Annotated in this window: 22 protein-coding genes; 17 read left to right on the forward strand and 5 right to left on the reverse strand. The window is 58.2% G+C overall.

Features of this window, described 5'->3' with window-relative positions:
• Nucleotides 1-631 precede the first annotated feature (631 nt).
• Entirely contained in the window at nt 632-922 is a 291-nt protein-coding gene (locus ACS5PN_RS26560; protein ID WP_439467048.1) for a hypothetical protein, read from the reverse strand.
• A gap of 626 nt (nt 923-1,548) precedes the next feature.
• On the opposite strand from ACS5PN_RS26560, the gene ACS5PN_RS26565 reads away from it, so the two are divergent.
• Nucleotides 1,549-1,959: a helix-turn-helix domain-containing protein gene (locus ACS5PN_RS26565; RefSeq protein ID WP_439467049.1), complete on the forward strand. Its 411-nt coding sequence runs from the start codon at nt 1,549-1,551 to the stop codon at nt 1,957-1,959.
• A 152-nt stretch (nt 1,960-2,111) separates the two neighbouring features.
• Here the strand turns inward: ACS5PN_RS26565 and ACS5PN_RS26570 are convergent, their stop codons facing one another.
• Both ACS5PN_RS26570 and ACS5PN_RS26575 read right to left on the reverse strand, forming a co-directional pair.
• On the reverse strand, nt 2,112-2,807 hold the full coding sequence (locus ACS5PN_RS26570) for a SapC family protein (RefSeq protein WP_439467050.1): 696 nt from the start codon (nt 2,805-2,807) through the stop codon (nt 2,112-2,114).
• Between the two features lie 108 nt (nt 2,808-2,915).
• Nucleotides 2,916-5,954, reverse strand: a complete 3,039-nt coding sequence (locus ACS5PN_RS26575; protein WP_439467051.1) for a TonB-dependent receptor — start codon at nt 5,952-5,954, stop codon at nt 2,916-2,918.
• 275 nt (nt 5,955-6,229) lie between these two features.
• Between ACS5PN_RS26575 and ACS5PN_RS26580 the strand changes: the two genes are divergently transcribed.
• The 5 genes from ACS5PN_RS26580 (at nt 6,230) to ACS5PN_RS26600 (ending at nt 11,869) form a co-directional block, all read left to right on the forward strand.
• Nucleotides 6,230-7,255 (forward strand): LacI family DNA-binding transcriptional regulator, encoded by a 1,026-nt coding sequence (locus ACS5PN_RS26580; protein ID WP_439467052.1) that lies wholly within the window; start codon nt 6,230-6,232, stop codon nt 7,253-7,255.
• A 469-nt stretch (nt 7,256-7,724) separates the two neighbouring features.
• On the forward strand, nt 7,725-8,066 hold the full coding sequence (locus ACS5PN_RS26585) for a helix-turn-helix domain-containing protein (protein WP_439467053.1): 342 nt from the start codon (nt 7,725-7,727) through the stop codon (nt 8,064-8,066).
• A 2-nt stretch (nt 8,067-8,068) separates the two neighbouring features.
• Nucleotides 8,069-9,409 carry a HipA domain-containing protein gene (locus ACS5PN_RS26590; RefSeq protein WP_439467054.1) on the forward strand — a complete coding sequence of 447 codons (1,341 nt, stop codon included), beginning with the start codon at nt 8,069-8,071 and terminating at the stop codon, nt 9,407-9,409.
• A gap of 399 nt (nt 9,410-9,808) precedes the next feature.
• A complete protein-coding gene (locus ACS5PN_RS26595) occupies nt 9,809-10,720 on the forward strand; it encodes a hypothetical protein (protein WP_439467055.1) in 912 nt (303 codons plus the stop codon).
• A 654-nt stretch (nt 10,721-11,374) separates the two neighbouring features.
• Nucleotides 11,375-11,869, forward strand: coding sequence for a GNAT family N-acetyltransferase (locus tag ACS5PN_RS26600; RefSeq protein ID WP_439467056.1), 495 nt, complete (start codon nt 11,375-11,377; stop codon nt 11,867-11,869).
• Between the two features lie 277 nt (nt 11,870-12,146).
• Here ACS5PN_RS26600 and ACS5PN_RS26605 read toward each other — a convergent pair whose 3' ends face one another.
• On the reverse strand, nt 12,147-13,604 hold the full coding sequence (locus ACS5PN_RS26605; RefSeq protein ID WP_439467057.1) for a hypothetical protein: 1,458 nt from the start codon (nt 13,602-13,604) through the stop codon (nt 12,147-12,149).
• Between the two features lie 952 nt (nt 13,605-14,556).
• Between ACS5PN_RS26605 and ACS5PN_RS26610 the strand changes: the two genes are divergently transcribed.
• The 4 genes from ACS5PN_RS26610 to ACS5PN_RS26625 all read left to right on the forward strand — a co-directional run bounded on the left by ACS5PN_RS26610 (nt 14,557) and on the right by ACS5PN_RS26625 (nt 19,661).
• A complete protein-coding gene (locus ACS5PN_RS26610) occupies nt 14,557-15,312 on the forward strand; it encodes a hydrolase (protein WP_439467058.1) in 756 nt (251 codons plus the stop codon).
• Nucleotides 15,313-15,482: 170 nt separating this feature from the next.
• Complete coding sequence (locus ACS5PN_RS26615; RefSeq protein ID WP_439467059.1) at nt 15,483-16,175, forward strand: hypothetical protein; 693 nt, start codon at nt 15,483-15,485, stop codon at nt 16,173-16,175.
• Nucleotides 16,176-16,490: 315 nt separating this feature from the next.
• Nucleotides 16,491-18,674 (forward strand): type II secretion system secretin GspD, encoded by a 2,184-nt coding sequence (gspD, locus tag ACS5PN_RS26620; RefSeq protein ID WP_439467060.1) that lies wholly within the window; start codon nt 16,491-16,493, stop codon nt 18,672-18,674.
• Nucleotides 18,675-18,701: 27 nt separating this feature from the next.
• Nucleotides 18,702-19,661: a quinone oxidoreductase family protein gene (locus tag ACS5PN_RS26625; RefSeq protein WP_439467061.1), complete on the forward strand. Its 960-nt coding sequence runs from the start codon at nt 18,702-18,704 to the stop codon at nt 19,659-19,661.
• Nucleotides 19,662-19,718: 57 nt separating this feature from the next.
• On the opposite strand, the gene ACS5PN_RS26630 is transcribed toward ACS5PN_RS26625, so the two are convergent.
• The gene (locus ACS5PN_RS26630; RefSeq protein WP_439467062.1) at nt 19,719-20,051 is read right to left on the reverse strand and encodes a hypothetical protein; all 333 of its coding nucleotides are present in this window, start codon (nt 20,049-20,051) and stop codon (nt 19,719-19,721) included.
• Between the two features lie 276 nt (nt 20,052-20,327).
• Here ACS5PN_RS26630 and ACS5PN_RS26635 point away from each other — a divergent pair, with 276 nt between their 5' ends.
• The 7 genes from ACS5PN_RS26635 (at nt 20,328) to ACS5PN_RS26665 (ending at nt 25,141) form a co-directional block, all read left to right on the forward strand.
• Nucleotides 20,328-20,723, forward strand: coding sequence for a DUF2306 domain-containing protein (locus ACS5PN_RS26635; protein WP_439467063.1), 396 nt, complete (start codon nt 20,328-20,330; stop codon nt 20,721-20,723).
• A 34-nt stretch (nt 20,724-20,757) separates the two neighbouring features.
• The gene (locus ACS5PN_RS26640; protein WP_439467064.1) at nt 20,758-21,159 is read left to right on the forward strand and encodes a VOC family protein; all 402 of its coding nucleotides are present in this window, start codon (nt 20,758-20,760) and stop codon (nt 21,157-21,159) included.
• A 143-nt stretch (nt 21,160-21,302) separates the two neighbouring features.
• Nucleotides 21,303-22,262, forward strand: coding sequence for an NAD-dependent epimerase/dehydratase family protein (locus tag ACS5PN_RS26645; protein ID WP_439467065.1), 960 nt, complete (start codon nt 21,303-21,305; stop codon nt 22,260-22,262).
• 44 nt (nt 22,263-22,306) lie between these two features.
• Complete coding sequence (locus ACS5PN_RS26650) at nt 22,307-22,879, forward strand: LysE family translocator (protein WP_439467203.1); 573 nt, start codon at nt 22,307-22,309, stop codon at nt 22,877-22,879.
• 79 nt (nt 22,880-22,958) lie between these two features.
• Nucleotides 22,959-23,975, forward strand: coding sequence for a TolB family protein (locus tag ACS5PN_RS26655; RefSeq protein ID WP_439467066.1), 1,017 nt, complete (start codon nt 22,959-22,961; stop codon nt 23,973-23,975).
• A gap of 34 nt (nt 23,976-24,009) precedes the next feature.
• On the forward strand, nt 24,010-24,585 hold the full coding sequence (locus tag ACS5PN_RS26660; RefSeq protein WP_439467067.1) for a flavodoxin family protein: 576 nt from the start codon (nt 24,010-24,012) through the stop codon (nt 24,583-24,585).
• A 58-nt stretch (nt 24,586-24,643) separates the two neighbouring features.
• On the forward strand, nt 24,644-25,141 hold the full coding sequence (locus ACS5PN_RS26665) for a GNAT family N-acetyltransferase (RefSeq protein WP_439467068.1): 498 nt from the start codon (nt 24,644-24,646) through the stop codon (nt 25,139-25,141).
• Nucleotides 25,142-25,190: the final 49 nt, after the last annotated feature.

Genomic DNA, 25,190 nt, shown 5'->3' on the forward strand with positions numbered 1-25,190 from the left:
AGATCAGCAATTCATAAGTCAGTGCAGCCACTGAAAACGAAAAGGTTATCGCTATATAAGTAATGCCGTTAATGTGTGGGTGCCATGGGCCGAATGGCAAGTACGCAAGAAGTGCGATGGATATCAATGGTGGGAGCACAAGTCTGAACGATTGGATCTTTCGTGGTCTTGTATTCATCATTGGCGTTAGTTAACTGCGGGCCTGCCACGTCATCAGCACCCTGGCGAAGCCTAAGAATGCTTGACGAGCTACTGTTTCACGGGTAAAGGGGGTTTCAACAGAATGCGAGATGCAATCTCAGATTTTTAACTGCGTGAAGCGATCGAACTACTACGGGATTCCGTAGAGGCGTGGCGATGGGTTGCAATGGCGGCTTGGTGATGGCGTCACCAACCTCCAATGCGTTTGCTGTGGAAGCGGTTGCGCCGGGCAGTCATCGACGTTGTTGATGCGCCTTAGCTAATAGATATCGATGTGCAGCATCTTGCAGGGGCTAGTCCCGCAAGCCTGTCTCGCGATACGCGCTAAGCGGCGAGCCTACTTCGTTCGACGCGTCGCTGTGCAGTGGCTGGTTGTATGGGTGCTTTTCAGACTGGCATGCCCGCTTGATAGAGCAAGCCATCTGACCACCTAGGTCAGGAAGCCGTAGGCGAGTAACGACGAGCAGAAAGCGGTAAACAGCGTGGCGATGCCGACGCATGCTCGGTCGAGAATTGTTGTTTTAGTCGATGAATAAAAAATGGTTCTTAGGGCACTGGGCAAGATCAGCGCTTCATAGATGAGCGCGGCAATTGTGGAAACAAAATACAAGAAGGCGATTGTGAGGTAATGAGTTCTCCACGGAACGACACCAAGCCATGCGCTGATTACAAGATATGCAAGGAAAGCAATCGGTACTAGAGGTGGCAGCAGGAGTCGCAAAGGCTGGATTTTGTGTGGTGTGGTATTCATTGACGAATAGCAGATGGTGAGGATGCGCCCGGATCTCATTGCAGCCGCCTGGTAATCTCTGGGAATTGGAGAGTTCTCTGACTCCAAGGCAGACAGCTTCGAGATACAGGCACAAGTCTGAACACTTTTCGTCGTGTGGAGCGTTCGGATTGCTACGTGATTTCGTAGCGGCACGGTCGATTAGGTGAAGTGGCTTAAAGATTAACGGTGTTGCCTACTATGCAGTCATCTGTTCTGTGGTGCTTTTGTCGTTAAATGCCCGTCAAAATATCTCGCTGGAGGGGATGGTGGTGACACTGAGCTTCGTTTTTGATAGCGCAGAGGCTGCTAGCTGGCGGGTAGTCCCAATGTCGACTGCCGCATGCCAGTTTCCCGGAAGAGCTCATCGCCGGTCAGCCGGGGTGCGTGCGCCGCTCGTCGCTCTCTGACAGGTTTTGGTCAGTCACAGAAGCGGATCGCTGACTTGCCGTCTATGGGTGACGTCTCGATGCAAGCGCCCCGATACTTCGGCAAGGAAGCGGGTCTAAACTGGTGGTCGTCGTGTGCCGTATTTCATACATAACTATTGTTATGTATTGGATTTAACACCTGTAGGCGTGAGCGATTTCGAATCTGCCGTCAAGGCGATATGTGCAAAGCTGAATGAGATGCGCGAAGTGCGTGGACTGCGTCAGGTAGACGTAGCGGAGCGCGCTGGCATCACGCGGCCGAGCTTGATTCGCGTCGAGGCTGGACGCTGCAGCGTTGCTGTGTCCGGCTTACGCGAAGGTGGCCGGCTTTGGGCGCTCAGTTCCATGTGCTGCCGGCTAAGCGGCCTACGTCGTAGGCCACAAGGGCTCGCTGGCCGCTTGAAGCGCGATGTTGACGATGTCTTCTCGTTCGATCCTGCGGCTTGCGACCAGACGGCTCCAGCCCGCCTGGTCGAGCTAGCTATCGTCGCCCTGCAGGCGCTTGATGATCTTGCACACCTTGTTGAGAGACTTCCCGGACTGGACGAGGTCATCTAACGCGAAGCCAGCCGGTACGTCGGCACTTTCTGTGGCTAAGCGACCACCGGTGTGGCGGCGGGAAAGGCTGGCTGGTTGCGCGTCAGCAGGGGTGGGTTGGCTGCAGCGCCTTGGCGGGAGTCGCCTCGGAAGTCAGGTTTTGCGCTCCAGCATCAGGCCTCTTGACTTAGGTGACGCTGGATAAGTTTGCTGAGGTTGGACATCGACGCGATTGCCATGTAGATGTAGTACAGAAAGTCGGCCTGATGCAGCAGGCCAACTGTCTGTGCATCAAGTGCGGCAAGCCGCTCCTCGTGGATCATTGAGAGGCCCGAAAGTTTGCCAAATGAGCCGTCGGGCCTCTCCACTTCCAGCGTGAAGGGCTCGAGCAGGCCATGGGTCGTCAAAGCCTGAACAAAGGAGGGCATGCGCTCCAAGCCTTCGTGAAGAGTGCATAAGACCGAGTTGGCATGCTCGACGAATTCCGTACTGCCGCCGTGTGGCATGAAGACAGCCACGCCGTCAGCCTCGCCACCGATACGGGGACTGGCCATGTCCACCATCATGCGCAGTTCGTCGCCGGCGATTCCGATGGAAAACGGCATGCGCTGCATGGAAAGCGGCAAATAGTCGGCAGTCCAACCATCCTCGGTCAGGAATAGGTTTTCGCCTTGTTTCAAGCCGAAGAGCACGATGGGCTGGAAGCTTCCGCATCCGTCAGGCTGGAACACGATGGGGTAGTGGGCCTGCAGCTTCCGAAACTCCTCCGGTATGACCGGAGCCGACATTACGTTGTCGCCCCAGCGCGCACCGCGCTCAGTAACGACACGCAGATCCTTGTGATCGATGTTGTTGAGTAGTTGCAGCATGGGAGTTGCGAGTGACCGGGGCGGCTCGCAAAGGCTGCGCACCCCATACGCTGTCACAGGAGACTTGCCGCCCCGGCGAAAGGGCGAGGGCGGCGAGGCCTTTTTGATTCAGAACCTGTATCGCGCTCCGATGAGATAGCGGCGACCGGTCTGAACAACGGAGATCACCTGTTCCTTCGCGCGACCGTGCTGACGGATGTAGCCGTCGTTGAGGTTGATCAAGTCGGCTTGCAGCGTCAGGCTCTTGCCGATCTTGTAGCCGACTGAAACATCGACCTGTCCGTAGGGCTCGGTGTAGACCGGATTGTTGCCAGCGCCGTCGACCTTGGCTGCCAGGAACTCACCGCGCCAGTTGTATGCCCCTCGAATCGACCAGCTGTCGTCTTCAAAGAAGCCAACGAGGTTGGCCGAGTTGCTCACCCCCACCAGCGCAGATTGCGTAGCCAGGCTGGTGTTGTCGTACTTCAGTCCCGTGCGGACCCAGGTGTAGTTGCCTGCTATGCCAAAGCCACTCTTGCCAAACAAGTGCTGGGCCGTGAACTCCAGCCCCTTGATGTTGTCGCCCTTCTCGTTGGAAGGTGTGGTGACCGCAAAGTTCAGCAACGGATCGCTCGGTAGACCGGTAATGGTCCCCAAGATCTCACCGGCGCCATTGACGCCCGTCACTGTCACACCCGGCTGGCCGTTGAAGTTCGTGAAGATGTAGTTGCGTAGGCACAGGGGCTGTGAGTTGGAGCCGCATACAGCTTGAGCAGCCCTGTAGTACGCCCCGCCGATAGGCGTCGTCACGCCTGGCAAGGTCATGTTGACGGTTGCCGTGCCAATGAAATTGCTGACCTTTTTGTAGAAGGCGTTAGCCGACAAGTAGCTCGACTTTGCGTAGTAGTACTCGGCTGAGAAGTCGAGGTTTTTTGACAGCAAAGGCTTGAGGTTCGGATTGCCCGTTGAGCCGGTGCCTCCCCCTGCTTTGGCATTACTTGAAACGTTCACGCCGCCGACCAGAGCGTCCCAGCCGGGTCGCCCGATGTTTTGACCATAGCTGGCGCGAAGCTTCAAGTTGTCGTTGATGTCGGCATCCCAATCGATGCTAGGCAACACGTACGAGTACTTCCCGCTAGCTTGACCAAAACTTGGACTTCCCGTGCCCAAGAGGATCTCGTTTTGGGTGCCCCAGGAGCTACCCGTTCGCGTGACCACCTGGGACGAGGAATCAATCTTGGTGCTTTCGTAGCGAACCCCAACGGACAAGTCCATGGGCACGCCCGCCTCAAACGACCGATCCCATTGAACGAAGGCGCTACTTGACTTTTCGGTGGTTCGCCAGTCGTTGCCGCGCGTGTAGTCAGGAGCTGCGGAGAGGTACGCTTCCGCTTCTGATTGGGTCATCGGGCTGGGGTGGCCAGGCGCCCCTTTGGCCATGATGACTTGGAGAGCTCGCGCGCGAAGGCTCTCGAAGTCTGGCACGTAGAACGTCTGCGTCAGGCGTGGATCGTCATGTCCAGGGATTCGATTGAAGAAGCGCGGCAGGCTTTCAGCGCTCACCTTCACGCCGGTGAAGTCGCCTGGCGCTCCGACGCCACCCCAATCGTTGTTGGAGTTGTTGTAGGCCGCGGATCGATTCTTGAGCCTGGTAAAGCCCAGCCCGGCAATCAACTTGCTGTCGGCGCTGAGCTTGTACGTTCCTTGAGTCTGGATCTGGTCGATCGTCTGATCGCTCAGATTGCTGTTGAATTGGCTCCCCGACAACTGCTGTTTGTTGGGGTCGTAGACCGTCGTAGGCAGGCTCAGTAGAGGCAGCTTCTGGTCGTAGTACGCGATCGCGGTTCCTTGCCCAAACATGGCGAAGTCCATGATCGAGTAAGTGCCGTATGGACTGTTCGGATTGGTCTTGGCAGTGGAATGATGGGCATCCGCTTCAATCCTGAGGGCGTCACTGATCTTCCACTCGGCGTTGAAGCCGGTAGAGCCGCTCTTGGACTTCTCGCCGTAGATGCCGCTGGAGAAAGCAAGGTCGTGATCATTGTTCGGAAAAAGTGCAGTCTCGATGATGGGCGTTGCCACCGGTCCGTCGGTAAACGTGGCAGGTCCATGCGAGAAATTGAACCAGCTGGAGTACTCGGCGTTCTTCTTGCCGATGGTGTTGCTGGCCAGCGTGTAGTCGAGTGTGAACTTAAGGTCCTTGCTCGGTGCGTACTGCAGCGTGACTTGGCCGTTCAAGCGTTCGCGCTGCAAGGCAGTCAGCGAGTAGCGCATGTCGACTGAGGTCGAGTACAGGCCAGTTGGGCGGTTCGTGATGGGATCCGGCCCTGTAGCCGGCTTCGGTGGAATGGATCCCCAGTCGTTGGAAGAAGCCGGAAAGGTGTACCAGCCGCTGAGGGTGTATGCCTTGTTGGAGCCCGAGTCGCGCTTGGAGTAGCTGCCGCTCACCGCGACGCCAATCTTGCCGTCGGCAAAAGTTTCGCTGTAGAGCCCCGATATTTCAGGAGTAACCTGATTGCCCTTGAAGCTGTTCGGCAGGCGAGCGTTCGAGGCGTCATAGCCCGCCTTCACACTGACGCTGGCGATTCGTTCCTTCAGGTCTAGGGGGCGAGCGGTCTTGACGTTGATCGTCGCGCCAATACCCCCCGTCGGTGAGCTTGCGCGTGAGGTTTTGAACACCTCCAGCGCTGAAATCGAGTCCGACGATAAGTTGGCGAAGTCAAAGGCGCGAGACCCACTCGCGCCACCGAGCTCGTTGTTGATCGTGGCCGTTGGCATCTGCCGGCCGTTCAGCAGCACCATGTTGAAGTCTGGCCCAACGCCACGGACCGTGACCTTGGATCCTTCGCCACTTGGTGCCCGATCAATCGATACGCCAGCGATGCGCTGCATTGATTCAGCGAGGTTGCTGTCGGGGAACTTGCCGATGTCCTCAGCAACGATCCCATCCACCAGGCCACGCCTTTCCCGCTTCAAGTCAACGGAGCTTTCTAGCGAGCGCCGAATGCCAGTGATCACGACGGTGTCGAGCTGATTTTTTTCTGCCTCCGCTTGGGCGTAGACATTGCCCATAGAAAGCATCAAGCCGGTGCAGGCAAGCGCCACTGGACGCAGCTGAAGGTGCCGGGTCATGAGGTGACGTGTACGGAAGTACGGTGCAGATTTCATGGGTCTCCTAGGTGGACTTCAAGCGGTGCGGTCGCGCGATAACAAAGCGCGCGATACGCCTCGGCGCATGGCCAGAGTCTCTAACCCGTTGCCAGTGGAAACGGTTCCGCTATTTTGAGAAGTCGATCTCTGAGAAGCCCTAGGGGTAGCTCTTAGGGCCGTCTACGAATGTGCGTAGTTGCGCAATGGAAGCGTATCCAGCCTGCCGTGCGCTAATTGCAGATCGATCCGTTGCAAGCGGCCAGCCCGCCTACTCCAGCTATGAATCTCGCAGCATGGCGACAATCAAAGACGTAGCGAGAAAGGCGGGCGTTGGATTGGCCACAGCCTCGCGCGTGCTCAGTGGCAAGGGTCCTGTGGCAGTGGCAACAGCAGCCCGAGTGCGACAGGCGGTTGCCGATCTCGACTTTCGGCCGTCGCACGCGGCCCGCTCGCTCGGTAACGGTACCTCCCAGCTCATTGGGGTCTACATCCCCATATTGCGAGGTGCCTATTACTCACCGATATTGAACACCATTGACGCCGTCGTGCGAGGCCAGGGGCTGCATCTTGTAGTGGCGTTTGGTCAGACGCAGGACACGCAGCGAGCTGAGGCTGTGGAGGCCATGAACTTCCTGTTAGATCGTGACTGCGACGGTCTGGTGGTGTTTGGCCATGCAGTTCAAGCTGAGGACATCGTGGCGCTCAAGCAGGCGCAAGATCGCGTGGTGGTTCTGAATCGTCAGCTGGAGGCGCTGCCAGAGCAGTGCTTTGGTCCAGATCACGTGCAGGGCGGCATCCTTGCTGCGCGCGCTTTGCTGGTTCATAGGCATCGCAATATCGCCGTGGTTTCTGGACCAGCGCATGCACTAGACAACGCGGCTCGCTTGTCTGGCTTTATGGGGGAGCTGGCGCGCCAAGGAAGGGACGTTAGCGACGTTCTCGTGCTTCCCGGAGACTTCTCTAACCTCGCGGGTTGGGAGGCCGGTGAGCGACTGTTGTCATCAGGTCGGCAGATTGACGCAGTCTTCTGCGCTAATGATGAAATGGCTATTGGCTTGCTTGCTTGCTTCCAAGAGCGTGGAATTTCGGTGCCCAGTGACATCTCGGTGCTCGGGTACGACGACTCGCCCAACGCTGAGTTCGCCGCACCGCGTCTGACGTCGGTCCATGTGCCGATGCACGATGTGACGTTGGCTGGCGTCAATTGGCTGCTCAATCGCTGCTACGGGCTGGATTTGCCAGTGCGCCGCGACTTCGAGGTTTCGCTGACTTGGCGTACGTCGGTCGCTGCTCCCCCGATTCGAGGAGGCCGACGCTAGGGTCTGCGACCGTTGGCCGCCGAGGCTACATGCGCCGTGGCGTACTGGCTCGTCTCTGAGCGAGGGGTAGCTAAACGACCGATCCCGTTCTGGCCAATTTCCGGCAGGCGCGTGGGCCTTGGTTGGTGCTTGGGGAACGCCAAGTGAGCCGCATCGATGGATCGCCCTTCGGTGGGCTCTCGGCCGTTGCTGGGACTAGTACACCGTCCTGCCGAGTGGGCTTCTGATAGCTGCGCCCAGGTCTTCGGCTGATGTAGTCGGTATACGGCTTCCCCGTTGTTGGCGGGAAAATATGCCTATTGGACTAGGCATTCATTGCTTGTCGCTATGTTTGGCTTCTTGAGTGTCCACTCTGGTAGGCATTTCCTGCCTTGTGCCAGGTTGGAGAGCAAAATTGCCTAGCATGCTAGGCATATGCATTGAAAAGAAGCCTATGATGCTTCACAATGCCTACTCCACTAGGCATATCATGAAGTACCACATTAACTCTGCCTCTGATCTTGGTCATGTACTCAAAGCAGTACGCAGGACAGCCAAGGTGCGCATCGACGACCTTTCGGAGACCGTAGGTGTTAGCAAGCAAACAACCACAAACGTCGAACAGGGCAAGGTGACCGTTCAGCTGGGCACGGTTTTGCGCCTGCTGTCCGAGATGGGTATCACTGTAAGCGTCGACTTTCCAGAAGCCGCGTTGCCTGCGTTGCTGAAGATTCAGCAGCGAGCACAAGGTGCCGCAGAGGCGGCCCGGAGCTCGATGCCCTCAAGGCAAGACACCTCCGGTATGCGGGAAACGGCGGAGGGTGACGGCTGACCATGCGCAGCTTGCAGGTTTACGTTGATCGGACGTGCATCGGAGCCCTCAGCGAAGCCAATGACTTGTGGGTCTTCGACTATGACAAGGCATGGGCTGAGATGGAACGCAGCTTCGATCTCTCGCCGGCGCTGCCTCGCGAGAAGTTGCGGCATGCGGATGGAGGCACCGAGAGACCGGTTCAGTGGTATTTCGACAATCTTTTGCCCGAGGAGCTGCTGCGGCAATCTATCGCAAAGGAAGCCGGCATCAAGGACCATGAGGACGCGTTTGCGCTCTTGGAGTACCTCGGAGCTGAGTCAGCAGGCTCGCTGACATTGCTGCCGCCAGGCGCACCGCTGCCAGATGAGTTCGCGCTGAAAGAACTTTCCGACGCAGAACTCAGCCGCCGAATCCAAGCTCTGCCAAAGCAGACTCTCTCGAAGGGAGCGCCCAAACGCATGTCTCTGGCGGGGGCCCAACACAAGCTGCTGGTCGTCGTGAAAGGCGATTCGCTCTATGAGCCTGTCGGAGCGACGCCATCGACTTATATCCTTAAGCCGGAGCATACGGAGTACGGGACGTACCCCGCCTCTGTGTTCAACGAGTTCCTCACGATGCGGTTGGCCGATGCGGCTCGGCTTGAGACACCCGCAGTGCTGATGAAGCACGTGCCAGAGCCCATATATCTCATCGAACGATTCGACCGGGAGGTGAAGAACGAAGGATCGGGTCGACGGCGTGGTGCCCCGTTGGAGGCGCCAGCTATCAACCGGCTGCACGTCATCGACGGGTGTCAGCTATTGAATAAGGCTCGGACCTTCAAACACTCGGGAGCCACGTTGACCTCCCTTGTGAAGATCATCGAACGAACTACCAACAAGATTCAGACCCGCACACGACTTTTTCGCTGGCTGGTTTTCAACGTGCTGGTGGCCAATGATGACTGCCACCTTAAGAACCTGTCCTTCCACGTAAATCATGAAGGCATCTGGCTCGCTCCGCACTACGACCTTTTGGCTACAGGCGTCTACTACACCAAAGCCTTTGCGGACGAGCACGCGACTTGGGATCGCGTTCGAATGGCGTTCGCACTGCCTGGAGCCAAAACTTTCGGCGAGGTGACTCTTAAGGCGGTCTTGGCAGCAGGGCAGTTCCTGGGACTGCCGGAGCGAGTCGCTCGACGACTTGTGAATGAAGTGACAGGCAATGTCGCGAAGGAGTTCGCTCAGATACTCGCTGAACATGAGCAACAGCAGCCCGTCGACGCAGAGCGTGCGGCCGGGTTTGCCCTTGAGGCTCGACTGCTGCGTGTCGTCGATCGCATCACGCTCCCCGAAATGCTCCAACGCCTAAGCGAGTAAGCGAGAGCGACGCTGACTCGATAAAGGTCGGCGATTTGGCCGGAGGTCCACCCTGAAGCCTTGGATGCCATCGAAGGAAGAGGTCAGGGCAAGGCTTGAGGCAAGAAAGGATGCGAAAGAGTAGCCCCTGGACTCCTTGAGGGGAGTGGGGGACGCACCTTTTGCAACAACTCCAACGAGCGCTCTGCAGATCGTTTCTATGGATGAGCTTCGCACCAAGTGTCGATCGGTTGTGTTGGCGCCAGTCCCGCGATACGGACTTTCGTAGCTCACGCTTCACACAATCGCGTTTAGCCTGCTGGATGCGAGGCATCTCCAAGTCGGTGCTCAGACATCACCGTTGAGTGTGCCTTCGATCTTGCAATTCTTAGACCACGGTAGTTTGCTCACATGATTCGATTGGCCCATCTGAAATCCACCGCGCCGCAGCTTTGTCTTTTGCTTCCTCTTGCCGCGGTGCTTTGCCTAGAGGGTTGCGGCGGTGGAGCAAAGGAGGACGCCGGCTCGGGCGAGAGTGTCGGAGCACTGAGCGAAAACAACTACGGAGACTTTGGAGTTTCTTTTGCGCGGGCTGTCTTGTCAGGGATGGCGTCGCCTGGCGTTGGGGCTCCCGTTGCCTCCCTCGCATCGGCTCTTGAAGCCGCCGGCGGTGAAACGCAGCCAGATGTGCGGATCGCGTCGACGCGAACCACTGTGACGTCCTGTACTTCCGGTGGTTCGGTCACTGTCGCCAACAACGACGCAGATGGCAATGGAACGCTGTCGGCCGGCGACGTCATCACCACGACGTTTGATCACTGCAAGTGGACCAGCGCCCAAGTTGCGATCAACGGTGCGCTCTCGCTGCAGTTCACGTCTGTCGGCAGCAATGGAGCCAGCACTGCTGAAGGAAATTTCACGTCGTTCAATGCGTCAGGTCGCATTCTGAATGGGCCGTTCACGATGACAAGCAGCCAGAGCGGCTCAACTGCGGTCACGATCGATCGATTCAAAGGCGTGACGGTTACCACTGGCAACGATGTGGTGACGATGAATACGACAACTCGGATTGAAACGACGGCCGGAAAAGCCGTTGTTTCTGTAGCCGGAGATCTTGTCATTCGAGGCACAACTTTCACGGTTACCCAGGCTACGCCGTTCACTGGCGGAAGCTCCGTCTCTCCGCCACAAGGCGGGAGCGCGAAGCTCACCGAATCGACCGGCAAGACGTTGGTAATGGAGGCACGAGTTGGATATGCGGCGTTCAGCTACACCCCCAAAGGCGCAACCACGCCGACTGCTTCAAGTAGCGTGCCCTGGTCTCAGATTTAGTGGTCTGTCCACCAGGTTGACGACCCATTAGGCATCTGCGCGTTTTCTTGTCGGCGATTCATGATCGGATGAAGGCTGACTGAGCTGCAATTGAAGTTCTTCTTCCGACCGAAGAAGTGCCGGTCCCACCGTGCACCGATTGGAGAGGGCCGTGCCGGATTCGCTTGAGCGCAAATTCAGCGCGTCAGGGACGGATCAAAAGTTGGCGCCGACGTGACCGTGATCAGGGTTGCGGCCAAGAAGTTCTATCTGTCGCCCGTCGTGGACCTGTTCAATGGCGAAATTGGGCCTACGCTACGTCGCAGAGCCTCTGGTTCAGCATGGCCAGTTCGATGCTGAATCGAGCCTTCACCGGGCTTTGCCCGAGCGACTACCTCGTCCTGCATTCCGACCAGGGCCGGCAACATCGGACGAATCAGTGCAGCCAGCATCTCAGCGTCCAAGCCGCAACTCAGAGAGTGTCGCGTAAGGAAACTGCCTTGGCTGCACCGCGGTTGAGAGCTTCTCTGCACGTTGAAATAAAAATGGGTCCACGTTCAGTAGCCTGGATGTGCTTGAGGCTGCTCTGCGGGGTGCTACAGCCGCGACCGAATACAGTGCGGCCTTGGTGGGATGATCCCCCGTCAGGTACCGAGACCGCCTTGCCGTACAACCATGCAGATTCGCCATGCCACTATTGAGGATTGCGATGTGCTACTCAAGCTCCGTAATCATTACGTCTCGTCCACCGTTGCCGTCTTTGACGAAGAACCATTGACCGAAGAGATGGTGGCTCGCTGGATCGCGTCATTTTCCTTGTCAGGCCCTCATCGCCTTCTTGTGGCAACTGGACAAGGCCGAATTTGCGGTTTCGCCAGTAGTCAGCGCTACCGAGATCATCCAGCATTTCGGCGAACCGTTGAGACCAGCATCTACACCGCGCCCGGAGAGGCAAGGAAGGGCGTTGGTTCCGCGCTGTACACGTCGCTTTTCTCGTCGCTCGCTACCGAAGACCTGCACCGTGCTGTCGTTGGTATTGCACTGCCCAACGAGGCGTCGGTGAATCTGCACAAAAAGTTCGGTTTCACCGAAGTGGGTGTCTTCAACGAGTACGCGTTGAAGCGTGGTCAATACATCAGTTCTGTTTGGCTTCAGCGCCAACTCAAGTAACGCGCGGCCTAGCGAGTCGTTCGCAAGCAGAGTTCCGGCTGCGAGGCCACGTACGAAAATCCTCGTTTTCAACGCGAACTTGAATGCCTGCCTGCGGCCAACAGCCGCCAACCTGCTGCCACCGCCTGAGCAATCGAAATCGCTGTTCTGCTCAATTGTCTAAGCAGGTTGCGCATCATCGCCAAGGCACGCGCACTGGCTGTCCGACTTCTGAAAGTCAAGTCATCTGCCCGGCTTTGGTGTTAACAGGTTTTAATGCAATCGGTATATACATGCACTAGTGAATAGCCAACGTTCCGGGAAACGCGCCAGCCACTGTGTGCATGTCGGTGAAGAAGATCTTGCAATTGAAGTAGCCGGTTTCCTTGCCTGACAAGATACCGAGCGCGACGGCTTTGTTGCCCGCGAGCGCAAACACCGGCGATCCAGAGTCGCCGGGCTTCGCGCAGGCATTGTTATCCAGGAACTTCCGGCCTTTCTGCGCGACCACCAAGTTTCGGTGCCACTTTTCACCTCGAGGTTTGTAGCTGATACCAATCGCTGTCACGTTGTAGCCGCACATCTCTCCACTTTGGGTGCCGCTGTAGCAAACGTTCTGGTCTCCTGGCTTCATTGGGCGATGCAGCATGCCTTGAACTTTGTGCATCGGTACGTTTCCGGGTCCCGCGCTGTGGACGCCATAGATGTAGGACGTTACGTCTTCGCCTCTAGGAGTCACCAAGATCAGTGCTACGTCACCTTGGTAAGTGCCACTGTTCGCCATCTTGACAGAGCCGACATCAGACCTGTATGTCGACCATCCTGGCAGGATCTTGCCCATGTACTGATTGCCAACCGCGGCATTGGAACCTGGAGTCAGGGTGGTTGAATTGGTCGACCAAAAGTAGGTGATTTCATTCGGGAGGGCGCAGTGCCCGGCTGTCAACATGCCCCCGCTCACATGAGTGCCATAGAGGGTGATGTTCACTTTCCATGGGAAGCCGGTTGTACAAAACCAATATGGTCTGTTGAAACCGTTGAGGGCGCGAACCTCAGCGCCGCCAGAGAAAGGCGAGAAGTCGTAGAAGCGTCCGGTCGTCTGTTCGATATCGGTTTCATCGACTTCAATCAAAAGAGAATCACCATCGAACTTCTCGGCCAAGCTCTTCAACAACCGATCGGAGGCGGACCGAACGGTGATAACGAGGCGGTTGCTGGCGGCGTCCTGTCTGATCATCTGAACTTGCTCGGCATCGTCCAGGCTGTCGGCTGCGATGATGCTGTCTTCAATTGCTTGCAGTGAAGCCAACGATCGTCGGGCCGGTGGGGCTTGCAACAGGCCCGGCGATGGCGATGAGGCCAGGCTCGCTGGACCACCCCCGTTGATCGGGCGATTGAGTTCTTTCATTGCTGCTTGAGCAAGTTTCATCCCACTGGAAGTGGCGCCAGAGACGACGACTCTGCCGTTCGGTAGATCAACCCATGGCGGCGCTAGGTCAGCCGGATGGGCGCGTGCAACTTCCTCGGCGGCTACCAGTGCTGCTTGAAGGGATTCCGGCACCGCGGGTGGGTCGGCATCTTGCGCACGAACAATTTCAAAGCCATATCGATACGTAGCTGAAGCAGTAGCAGTCGAGATCAGCACCTGGCCGAGTGCGAGGATCTGAGCGATTCTTAACGCGAGAGAGATGCAGGATCGACGCATGGCGTGGTTCTTGAAAGAGATGGAGAGGGCGTCGATGGAGTCGATCTTCAAGGGGCTGGTATTGCAAAGATCACCACGACAGTTTGGGCGCGAAGTTTTGACGCGCCTTGCGTTGGCCTTCGGTTCAACGTGCCGGCGAGCATGCGGAAATCTGCCCACGGCTCCGGACAGGTCCGATCGAAACGCCCTTGGCGCTTGACCGCCCCCAGTCGTGGCGACTCGCTAGCGACTATTTATGAAGGTGAGGTTAACGATCTGTGCGTCGCGTGGCGACTACGAAAGTCTGCGTTCCGATGGGCCGTCTGCCTATCGCTTCGTCCGACTGCGGGGCCGAATTTTGAGACGTCACCAAGCCATGCTCGCGAGCTGGCGGCCGCGCTGATCAGGGCTTGTCTACGGTAGGTTTTCGTGACCGGTGGCAGTTTGCTGAGCGGCTGAAAATCTTGCAGACCACGTCCAACGTGGTGGTCGACGTCGGTGCGAGCAATGTCGAGGAGCTGCTCGCACCGAAGCGCCCAGCCGCACGCCGATGCCGTCATAAACGAAGACCTTCATGCGGATGGCGCGGCGGTTGACGGGCAGGCAAGCCCATGTGTCTTGGACGCACCGAAGACGTTGACCACGCAGGATTGCGGCTTCGACGCCGGCTCTCATGTCCAGCGGACCGACTGCCAGCATCCTTGTCGTAGGCGACAACTCGTTCAAGACGGCTTTGCCGGACGCCTGCAGAGCTGTAGCGTCTAAATGGGAATAGGCATCGATTCGAGACGTCTGGCCCTGTCGGTCGAATCAGCCTTGCAAGCGCGGCAGGTCTACGAGCTGGCGGATTGCTCATTCATTTCTGACGCATGAATTTCGACTGAGTTCGAGGAATACAAGCCTGGACCCTCCTCAACGCCTCGAGCGATTGAAATGCTACGTGATGTCGTAGCGGCGTAGCACTAGATTTGACGCGATGCGGCTTAAAGAATGCTGGCGTCATCCATCACTTGGTACAGCATCAATGTCCGTTGCCATCAATCGATTTCTATCAGCCACTATCTGTGTGATCGCGGCGATTTCCAGCAGCGGCCAGTCTGTTGCCGCAGATGCCGCTTCAGCCCCACCTGCTGCTGTTCGACGGCAACCTCAGGCGCCGGTTCTGGACCAGTTGACGCCGGAGAACAGCGTCCTCCTGCTGATTGACTTTCAGCCGCAATACGCGTTCTCGACGCGGTCGATCGACATCGACTCCATGCTCAACGCGACGGCCGGGCTGGCCGAGGCGGCCCAGTTGTTCAAGATTCCCACAATCGTGACCACGATCACCGCAGATGCCTTTGCGGGGCCTCTTCTCGATGCGGTCAGAGAGACGACTCCAGGTATTGCGCCCATCGACCGAACGGTCATCAATGCTTGGAACGACCCGCGTGTGGCTAAAGCCGTCCGAGCGACTGGACGCAGCAAGATCGTCATGGCCGGCTTGTGGACAGACAACTGTGTGATGCTGCCCGCCCTGCGGGCACTCTCTGAGGGTTATGAGGTCTATGTCGTGACGGACGCGAGCGGTGACTACGATGCAGCGTCTCACGAGCGAGCTATCCAGCGCTTGGTGCAAGCTGGAGCGGTGCCCATCACGTGGCTTCCGGTTGCATTGGAATGGCAGGCTGACTGGGCGCGGAGTGAGACTGCAGCCGGTTTGAATGCCATCCTGCGCCGACATGCCGCCGCGTTGGCGGCGGGGGGGCAATATCGCCAATCACTCGTCAACCGTCGCTGATGGGCTGTAAACGGTAAAGCGTCCATCTAGGGCGGTAGGGCGTCACAGCCGGGGCACGGGTTGCAGTCCGGCGGCTATTCATTTGCATAGACATGCGTACGCGCGGCTTCGCTGTCAGTTGCGGGTGAATCTCAGGACGCACTGCAGTACCTCAATTCTCGTACCAAGCGATGCCAACGCTGCCGATGGATTCGTACCAAGCCTTCATCATCCAGCGCCGCTCTGATCTGAGGCGAATCGCTGGCCAGACGCGTGGAGAACACGCGCTGGAGGACGTAGAAACTGAAGCTTGGCTGGTCGCCGAGCGCATCGGGGCCAAGCGGGGCTTCGCGATCAACTTCAGCCATCGCGCCGATCAAGAGCAGGTGCTGGGGTGGTTGCACAACCGCTTGGTCAAGTATGCAGACAAGCAGCTGAGATACGCGGTGAAGCTCGACAGGGATTGGGACAAGGAGGATGCCGAGTCCGCGGTTCATTCAATGGCGCGATTGCTCGCCGCGCCTGAGACATTTGACCCCGTCGTACAACTGCTTAAGCTCGAGGAAGGGCCAGATCCTGTCCAGTTGACGCGGCACAGCTATTCGCAAGCGTCTGCCTACCTCATCTTGCTGTGCCGATTCGAATGGGATGCGGAGGAGCTGGCGGCTCATCTGTGCATCGTCGTGCAGACCTTGCTTGTGCGGCTTCGCTGGTTCGGCGCATGGACCCGATTGCAGGCCGGCCTTTTCGATGGCCTACAGGCCATCCCACTTGATTTCGAGCCTACGAAGCCCCGCACACGCGTTGCGCGAACACAAGAACTTTCCTGCGCGGAGTTCCAATATGCCTGGCCGTTCACGATGCAACCGAGTCTCGACCCCTGATTTTCCCAAGCCGCTCGCACTTGAAGAGGGGATTTCTCCACATTCGACCGGCCTACGGCGCCCAGGCTGAAGTGATGCATTCCAGGCGCGTCGATAAGCATCGGATGTCGTCTTCTCGTGGACTGTCAGGGTGCAATCTTTGCTGAGTTGAGTCGATGCCTACCGCAGAGCGGCTGGCTAAGGTGCGGGCACTTGGTCATACGACTCTTCGTAGTTACAACGCGCTCGCTCCTGCCCTATGGTGCCGTCGTTCAGTAGTCCTTCAGCGCATCCTGCGACCAACTTCGAGTGAGAAGCTTTCGACGACCGCGGGAGGTGTCTCGCCTCCAACATATCGGCATTGCGCTTTTATCAGTTCTGATAGCCACCAACAGCCAGTCTGCTCAGCTCAACGGCGGCGCCGCGCAGAACGTTCGCTCCACGAAACCCGCCGTGCGGCCTCGCTCACCGGTGACACTGAACTTCGTTTCCGCCGACGTCGAAGCCGTTACCCGGGCCATTGGCGTCATGATGGATCGGCAGATCATCATCGACCCGCGAGTGAAGGGAACGATCACGGTATACAGCGAGCAACCGGTATCAATCGCCGAGGGCTACCGGATATATCTCGCCGCAATGCGTGGGATCGGCTTCACGGTCGTGGAGTCGGGGGGCTTCCTGAAAGTGTTGCCCGAGCCGGAGGCCAAACTGCAAGCCGACAATGTAGCCATCGAGGGTAGTGGGATCCGCGGCGATCAGATCGTCACGCAAATATTCGTCTTGCAGCACGAGATCGCGAACAACTTGCTGGCGGTTTTGCGTCCGTTGATCACTCCGAATAACTCGATCAACGCCAATCCAGGGAACAACAGCCTGGTCGTCACTGACTACGCAGACAACCTACAACGCATCGCGAAGATCATCTCCGCGATGGACGTTCCAGGGGCTGCCGACATCGAGATCGTGCCCCTCAAGCACTCGGTAGCCGCAGATCTTGCCCCACTGGTGCAGCGACTCGCAGATGGCGGTGCGGCGGCTGGCGGAGGAGCTCCAGGACAAGCGAACAGTGCTGTCAACGTGCTGGTGGATGCGCGCTCCAACGGCCTCATCCTGCGCGCGAGCAACCCGACCCGTTTGGCCGCCGCGAGGGCCATAGTAGACCAGCTCGATCAGCCCACCAGCGGCAATGGGAATGAGGCTCACGTCGTCTTCCTGAAGAATGCTGACGCAGTAAAGCTCGCCGCTGTGTTGCGGGCGGCGTTTGGTGCGTCTTCGTCTGCCACTGGCGCCGGTAGCGCTATTGGTGGGGGGACACCAACCGGGCCGGGGAACAACTTCGGCATTGCCGGCTCGCCAGCGGGTAACGGCGCTGGCACGGGCGCCGGCGCCTCGGGCGTGGGTGCGTCGAGTGCATCAACGGCACCCCTGTCCGCCTCGGCTGGACCGTCCACGGGTGGGTTTGTTCAGGCTGACCCTTCGACGAACTCGTTGATCATCACCGCCGCCGAGCCTTTGTATCGCCAGGTGCGCGCCGCCATTGAGCAACTGGATGTCCGCCGAGCCCAGGTGTACGTTGAGTCGCTGGTCGTGAAGATCGACAACGCCAAGGCTGCCCGGTTCGGCGTGCAGTGGCAGAACCTTTTTGGCGACAAGGGGGACTCCCGAATCACGGGCGTCGGTACGAACTTTGGAACGAGCCTGGCAAACATCATCAATGGCACCGCCGCCGTGGCAGGCGGACGCAGTGGTGTCGCCGCCGCGTTGCAGAACAACCGATCGGCGCCCACGGGCTTGAATGTGGGTGTGCTCAAAAAGGTTGGCGACTTCTACACGCTAGGCGCGGTCGCGAACCTCTTCGAGGGCCAAGGTGGTGCCAATGTCATGTCCACGCCTAATCTTGTAGTGCTGGACAACGAGGAGGCGCGCATCGTTATCGGTCAAAACGTGCCGTTTGTGACGGGTTCCTATGCCGGCGCGGGTGCCAGCACAGGCGGCACGGTCAATCCGTTCCAGACAGTGGATCGCAAGGATGTCGGTTTGACCCTGAAGGTGAAGGTTCAGATCGGTGCGGGCAACACGGTCCGATTGCAGGTGTATCAGGAAAATTCGAATGTTGTGCCTGGCAGTAGTGGCACTGAAGGGCCGACACTGGACAAGAGTGCTATTGAAGCCTCTGTCGCCGTTGATGACGGCGACATCATCGTTCTCGGTGGCTTGCTGAAGGATGAGTACATCGATGGCGACGATGGCGTGCCCGGCCTGTCCAAGATTCCACTGATCGGCCGCTTGTTCTCCAGTGAGAACCGATCCCGAGTGAAGACCAACCTGATGGTCTTTCTGCGTCCGGTCGTGATGCGCACCGCCGATGACGGCAGACGGCTGAGCCTGGATCGGTACGAGTCCATTCGTGCATTGCAGCAGCAAAGCCAGCCGCGCAGCGATCTGTTGCTGCCCGATACGGGAGCGCCGATTGTTCCGGTACCGACTCAACCGGCCGCGAGTGGCGGCACGGCGCACTGAACCCTTTGCGAACGATGACGGAGATCTATGCGAGCGATCGTTGTTGAGCAATTTGGCGGGCCGCAAGTTCTCGCTCTCAAGGATGTGGTCGAGCCTCAGCCCATGGGAGGGGAGGTCGCCATCAAGGTCTCATATGCAGGCGTCGGCTTTGTGGATACCTTGGTGCGCGCGGGCCACTTTGCGTTCGTGAAGTTGCCGACCATTCCGGGCATCGAAGTCGCCGGACACATCCATGCTGTGGGTGAAGGCGTCAAAGGCCTGAGGGTCGGAGACCCAGTGGCTGCCTTGCTCAATGACTTCAGCCGCGGTGGCATGGGTGGGTATGCCGAGATTGCGATCGCCAAGGCCGCGTTGACCTGTCCGGTAACGCACGATGGTGATCTGCTTCGGGCGGCGGCTGTGCTGGTGAACGGTGCCACGGCCCTGATGGCACTGGAATCGCTGCGGCCAGGCGCCTCGGTGGCGGTAAGCGGGGCGACTGGAGGCTTGGGGCGCTGTCTTCTCACCGCGGCAAGATATCTAGGAGCCAAGCACGTGCTCGCCATATCTTCGAAGGAAGATCAGACTGAGCAGCTCCTGCAGGCTGGCGCTACCGAAGTCATTGCTCCGCGGGATCTGGGCGAACGTGCAGCAAACTTCGATGTCGCATGCGACACGGTCGGGGGGGCTACGCGCATCAAGCTTCTTGGCCTGCTGCAAACACAAGGGCAGCTCAAGATCTTGGGCAACGCCAGCGGTGATGATCCATCGCTTTCCGGTGATCGGATCTGGTTGCGAAACATCACCGTCACTGGGCTTTCTACAGGTGGGATATCCCATGTGTTCCCCGAGCGGCTCGCTGTCGCTGGGCGGTTGGCGCTTTCCGTCTTTGACCGTCCTCCTGTCCCACCAACGGTCCTTTCCATTGACCAAGCGGCTGACGCGCATCGTGAGTTAGAAAACGGTCGAGGAGGCAAGTTCGTGCTCTCGCTGCTCAGCCCCCAATGAGCCTAGCAGCTGAAGGCTCGCGAAGGGCTGCTTGAGTCAGCGTGCCGCGTCTTTCGTTTAGCTGTTGGCCAGCGCGGGCAGCAGTTGCCGGGACAGTTGATGCGCAATGTGAATCGCCGCTTTGGTTTGAGCATCTCCTCTCACTGCAGCCGCGTAGGCGTCAGCCGCATGCAGGGCTTTTGAGAGGCGATCGGACGCATCCTGGATCTCCTGCTTCTCCCGATCCATCGCGATCACCATTCTCAGGACTTGCATGTGGCGGTCTGCTTCCGACAGATGCAAGAGCAGCTGGCGTTGCCAGGGCTTGTTCGGCGGTATTGACTTCAGCACCGCCTGAACGAATGCGTCTATATCCAACACCATTTTGGCAATGGCCTCTGTTTGGGTCATGACACGGCGGCTGAAGAAATTCTCATAGCTCTATAGAGAGTCTCATTTTAGCTTTTGCGGACGGGTGGATCAAATGTTCGGTCCTTGCGAGGTCAGTATGGACTTCGCCGCCGAGCACTGCTCATGGATACGCTTGTCGACCTTGCATGGGCCATGCCATGCAGCCCGTGTGCCTTGGCAAGTTCAACGTGCTGATCCAAAAAAGCGTCGCGCTGCGCCTTACATCATGAAAAGCATTCGCAATGTCGCCATCGAGCGCGGCTGAAGGACGTTCCTATGGATTTGACGCCTCTTGTGGCTGTGCACATGAGTTCTGCACTGACCGCGACGCTGATTGGGCCCGTGGCAATCTGGGCGAGGCGGGCACGACAACAAAGACCGCGACTGCACCGCGCCTTCGGTTATGCATGGATTACTTTGATGCTGGTTGCAGCGGTCAGTGCGATCTTCATTCGAGACTATAGCTATCCCAATATTTATGGATTCAATCTCATCCATCTTTTGATACCGGTGACGCTGTTTGGTATCTATGGGGCGCTTTTCTATATTTATCGCGGAAATGTGCGAATGCACAGCCTGATCATGCAATGGCTTTATGCCGGCGCCTGTATCACTGCGGGGCTCTTCACGTTGCTGCCATCGCGCTACTTGGGCAAGCTTTTGTGGGGATGAATACGGCGAGAGAGTTTCGTCAAAGGAGAATCGGATGATGAAGATACTCGGGCTAGACCACCTTGTCTTGCGAGTGCAAGACATCGATGCAATGGTGGGTTTTTATGAGCGAGTTCTTGGCTGCTCAGTCGAGCGCCGAACGGAAGGTCTGGTTCAGTTACGGGCTGGGCGTTCGTTGATCGACCTGGTCCCACTGAAGAAGACGCTCGCCACGGTTGACGCTGGACAGCCTTCCGTTCATCGATCGGAGCTGGACCATTTTTGCGTTCGCGTGGAGCCTTTTGACGAGCGTTTGATCCGGCAGCATCTCGCCGCTTGTGGGGTGGAGGCGGGAGAAACCGTGAGTCGATATGGTGCGGAAGGTGAGGGGCCTTCGATCTATTTCGCTGACTGCGAAGGGAACTTCGTAGAGTTGAAAGGGCCGCCAGTTGAGTGAGCGCCCGTCACGTTAATGGATGATGAAGGCAAAGGGTCGACGCTACGATTTCTCGTAATGGGGGTGGTGCCGACACGCTCAATCTTTGGAGTACCGTTATGGTCGAAATAGATCTAAGTGAATTTCAGGTCCGGAGGGCGGCAATGAACCCACTTCGAATCCTCGTCATCGGCGGGACGCGTTTTTTTGGAATATTGCTGGTCGAGAAATTGGTGGCGGCCGGGCATTCGGTGACTATTGCGACCCGGGGGAATGCCGGCGATCCGTTCGGCGATTCGGTGCGACGACTCCGTGTTGACAGGCGCGATATTCATGCCATGAGGACGACGTTCCAGGTTGAACCCGACTTTGACGTCGTTTTTGACCAAATGTGCTATAGCCCGCTGGATGCCGCGATAGTGTGCGACGTTCTGGGTGGCCGCACCGGTCACTATGTGATGGCGTCAACAATTGAGGTTTACAGTCAGCTGCACGGCAAATTTCTCCGAGCTTTCAGGGAGGATGATATTGACCTTCCGGAGGAACGGGTTGATATCAAGTATCCATGGTATGAGCCAAACTACGCTGAGGTGGCCTACGGAAAAGGCAAAAGGCAGGCCGAAGCCTATTTGATGCAGGACGGGCGACTGCCGTTCTCGTCCGTGCGAATCGGCCATGTGCTGGCCGGCCCCCAAGACTTCACCGGTCGCTTGGAGCACTACGTGAGTCTGGCGAGGCAGCAAAAGACGTTTTGGTACGGCGAGCGACAAGGCGTCAGCTCATTCATCAGCGCTGATGAGATCAGTCGCTTCATGCTTTGGATGGCATCTAGGCCTGCCACGGGACCCGTCAATGCGGCCTCCTCAGGTCCGCTGTCGGCACTCGATATCTACTCGAAGGCTACAGAGGTGTTGAGCTTGCCTCAGAAGATGCGATCAGTGACTACTGAGGTATCGCCCTCGGAGATGAGTCCGTTCGACTACCCGAGCAACTACGCCATGGATACATGGAAGGCAACCGCGCAAGGCTTTAGCTTCACGAACACATCGGACTGGCTGGCTCAAATGATCATTGACCATGACGAGGCACTCAGTCTGGCCGCGGACGCCGCGCTTGCTCGATGATCAGTCTTGAGGTGCTAGGGCCTTTCGTGCTGGCGTCGAGCTTGGTGATCGTCGTGCCAGGTCCGGCGACGCTGCTCGTTGCAACGGAAGGCAGAAGCAGCGTCCCAGCGGCGCTGAAGTCGGTTCTCGGCATCGTCCTTGGAGATGTCGTCCTGATTACGTTGTCCGGTTTGGGCCTTGCCGGCTTGCTGCTCCAGTTTCCCGCCTTGCAGAACGCAATACGAGTGGTTGGAGGGCTCTACCTTGTGTGGCTGTCGGTTGGCTTGCTGCGACATGCGGGAGACCGTTCCGCGACTGCCGGGAAGCAGTCGACGAAAGGTCACATTGCGCGTGGTCTGTTGTTGACGGTGACGAATCCAAAGCCGGTCCTTTTTTTTGGCAGCTTTTTTCCTCTATTCCTGCCCAGGGGTGACGGCGCGATCCTCCTGGGATTTCTGCAGCTTGGCTTGGTGTTCGAGCTTTTGAACATCTGCTACTTCTCCGCTGTTGTCTTCGCGGTCAACAAGGTTGGGGCTGGACGCGAGGTCTCGGCAAATACCCGCCGATACATCAGCACGGCGAGTGGACTGGGCCTTCTGGTGTGTGGGGTCTACGTCTTGTTGACTGTCTGGTCGTAGGCGAATGCGCAAACGATGCATATCGACCCTAGCGCGCCGCGGGGCGCTGGCCTTTCATATTCACTGCATAGGGACGATCATGGGCATGTCCTGCTTTAGCCGCCGTTTCGGGAGGATGTTGGGCTTAGGCGTCGCACCTCTTGCGTTGTGTCTGCCCCTGGCGGCCTTCGGTGCCCCGGTTGACTTGCCATTGGTCGCGCATCTGTTTGCGCCGGGCGTCATTTCGGGGCCGGCCAGCGACGGAGCGCCAACGTTCAGTCCAGATGGCCCCTTGTTGATGTTCGAGCGATCAAACGGGCGTCAGGCGTTCTTGTTGATGGCAGAGCGCCGAGGTGATGGTTGGAGCGTGCCCGAGCTGGCACCGTTTGTTGAGCCCGGCTCGTCAAACATGCACCCCGTGTTCAGCGCTGAGGGGCGCGACCTCGTCTACGTGTCCAAAAGTCTGGCAGCAGAACGCGAACCCGCAGGCACACGCCATCCGGTCCGTCTCGTGCGCGTGACTCGCCAGGGGGCGACCTGGTCTGCACCTCAGGACCTGCCTCCCGAGATCAACATTTCGACGCCTGGCGTGTTTAAGCCCAGCCTCGCTGCCAATGGTGATCTGTACTTCATGTCCGACGGCGGTCCCGGCGCACCTGCTGCGCCTCAGTGGCGGCTGTTTCACGCACGGCGCGATGGTGGCGGCTGGGTGCGGGCAGTTCCTGTCGTGCTGCCCGGCGTCTCCCAGGACGACGTCGATCCTTGCATCGCCCCGGATCAGTCGTACCTCATCTTCAGCAGCAAGGGGCGCGCGCCCCGTGACGACGGGCACGAGTACCTGTTCATTTCCTGGCGGCAAGTACATCGCTGGGGTGAGCCTGTTGCGATTCGTTATGCCGGTGATGACTGGGGTGGTGACGACGGCGAAGCCAATCTTGGACCTGGTGGTCAACTTTTCTTTATGAGTGATCGGGTCGCGCCAGCGCTTCGAAGGGACGGCGACCGCTTGCCTACTGCTGCCTATGCCGATGTGCAGCAGTGGAATAACGGCAACGGCAACGTTTGGACATTGGATCTGGCCGAGGTGCTGCGTCGCACCCGCCCGTTTACCCAGTAGGCAACGTACTTCAACCCAACACACGGAGAGCGTCGTGGCGAAGATTGCTATTGTTTATTTCAGCGGGTACGGCCACACGGCCCATCAAGCAGAGGCTGTCAGGAGGGGCGTTGCAGCTGTTTCCAACGCCGAAGCGGTGATGCTGCGCATCGATCAGGACGGCAATCTGCCCGCCGATCTGGAAGTCCTGCCGGCGTACGACGCCATCATCTATGGCTCACCGACATACATGGGCGGCCCCGCGTGGCAGTTCAAAAAGTTTGCCGACACGTCGTCGGGGCTGTGGATGCGACAGGCGCTCAAGAACAAGGTGGCAGCAGGGTTTACGAATTCGGCGACCGTCAACGGAGACAAGTTCTCCACGATCCAGTACCTGTTCACTCTGTCCCAGCAACACGGTCAGATTTGGGTTGGGACGGGTCTCTTGCCTTCCAACAAGAAGGAGCATGGGCCGGACCATGTGAATTGGAGCGGCGGCTTCGCGGGTGCTCTGGCCATCTCACCGTCGGATGCCAGCGCCAACGAAGCGCCCCGCGCGGGAGATCTCGCAACGGCGGAACTCTTTGGTAGCCGGGTTGCAGGGTTCGCCGTTCAACTGGCCGCAGGGTGAGTCACGCGTCAGCGTCACAGCCCTAGCGTCATGGGAGAGAGAAATGGATTGCAGATTGATGGCCAAACACAAAGAAGGGCTGATTCGGGTTGCGAAACCTGCGGACAGAGGGCAGATCTGTCGTTTGATTCGCAGTTGCCAGCTTTCAACGAAGAACGTGCTTGCGCTTGGATCGATCTACTGGGTTCACGTGCTGGAGGACTCGCCTGAAGTCATCGTGGGCGTGTGCGGTGTCGAGTTCGGTCCGGGATGCGCGCTCTTGCGCAGTGTTGCGACTCTTCCCAATGCAAGGCGATCTGGCGTCGCGTCAGCCTTGGTCAGTCTGGCGTTCGAGTTCTGTCAGCATAACGGGATGCCTGATGTGTACGTCCTGAGCAAGGATACCGGCGCCTATTTTGAGAGTCTTGGCTGGAAACCTGTGCCCGTTCCGGAACTCGCGACGCGGTTGAGAGGCGCGCCGCAGGTGCGGGCTTATGAAGAGATTGGCTGGTACCCCGACGAGAAGGCATTCTTGCGCCGAGACGACGTGGAGAAACACATGCGATCGGCGGCATGATGCTTATCGGCCGCAATCCTGTGATCGTAGTTTCTAAAGAAATTTGTGT

It is taken from the genome of Roseateles sp. NT4 (assembly GCF_051857475.1).
Lineage (GTDB): Bacteria > Pseudomonadota > Gammaproteobacteria > Burkholderiales > Burkholderiaceae_C > Pelomonas.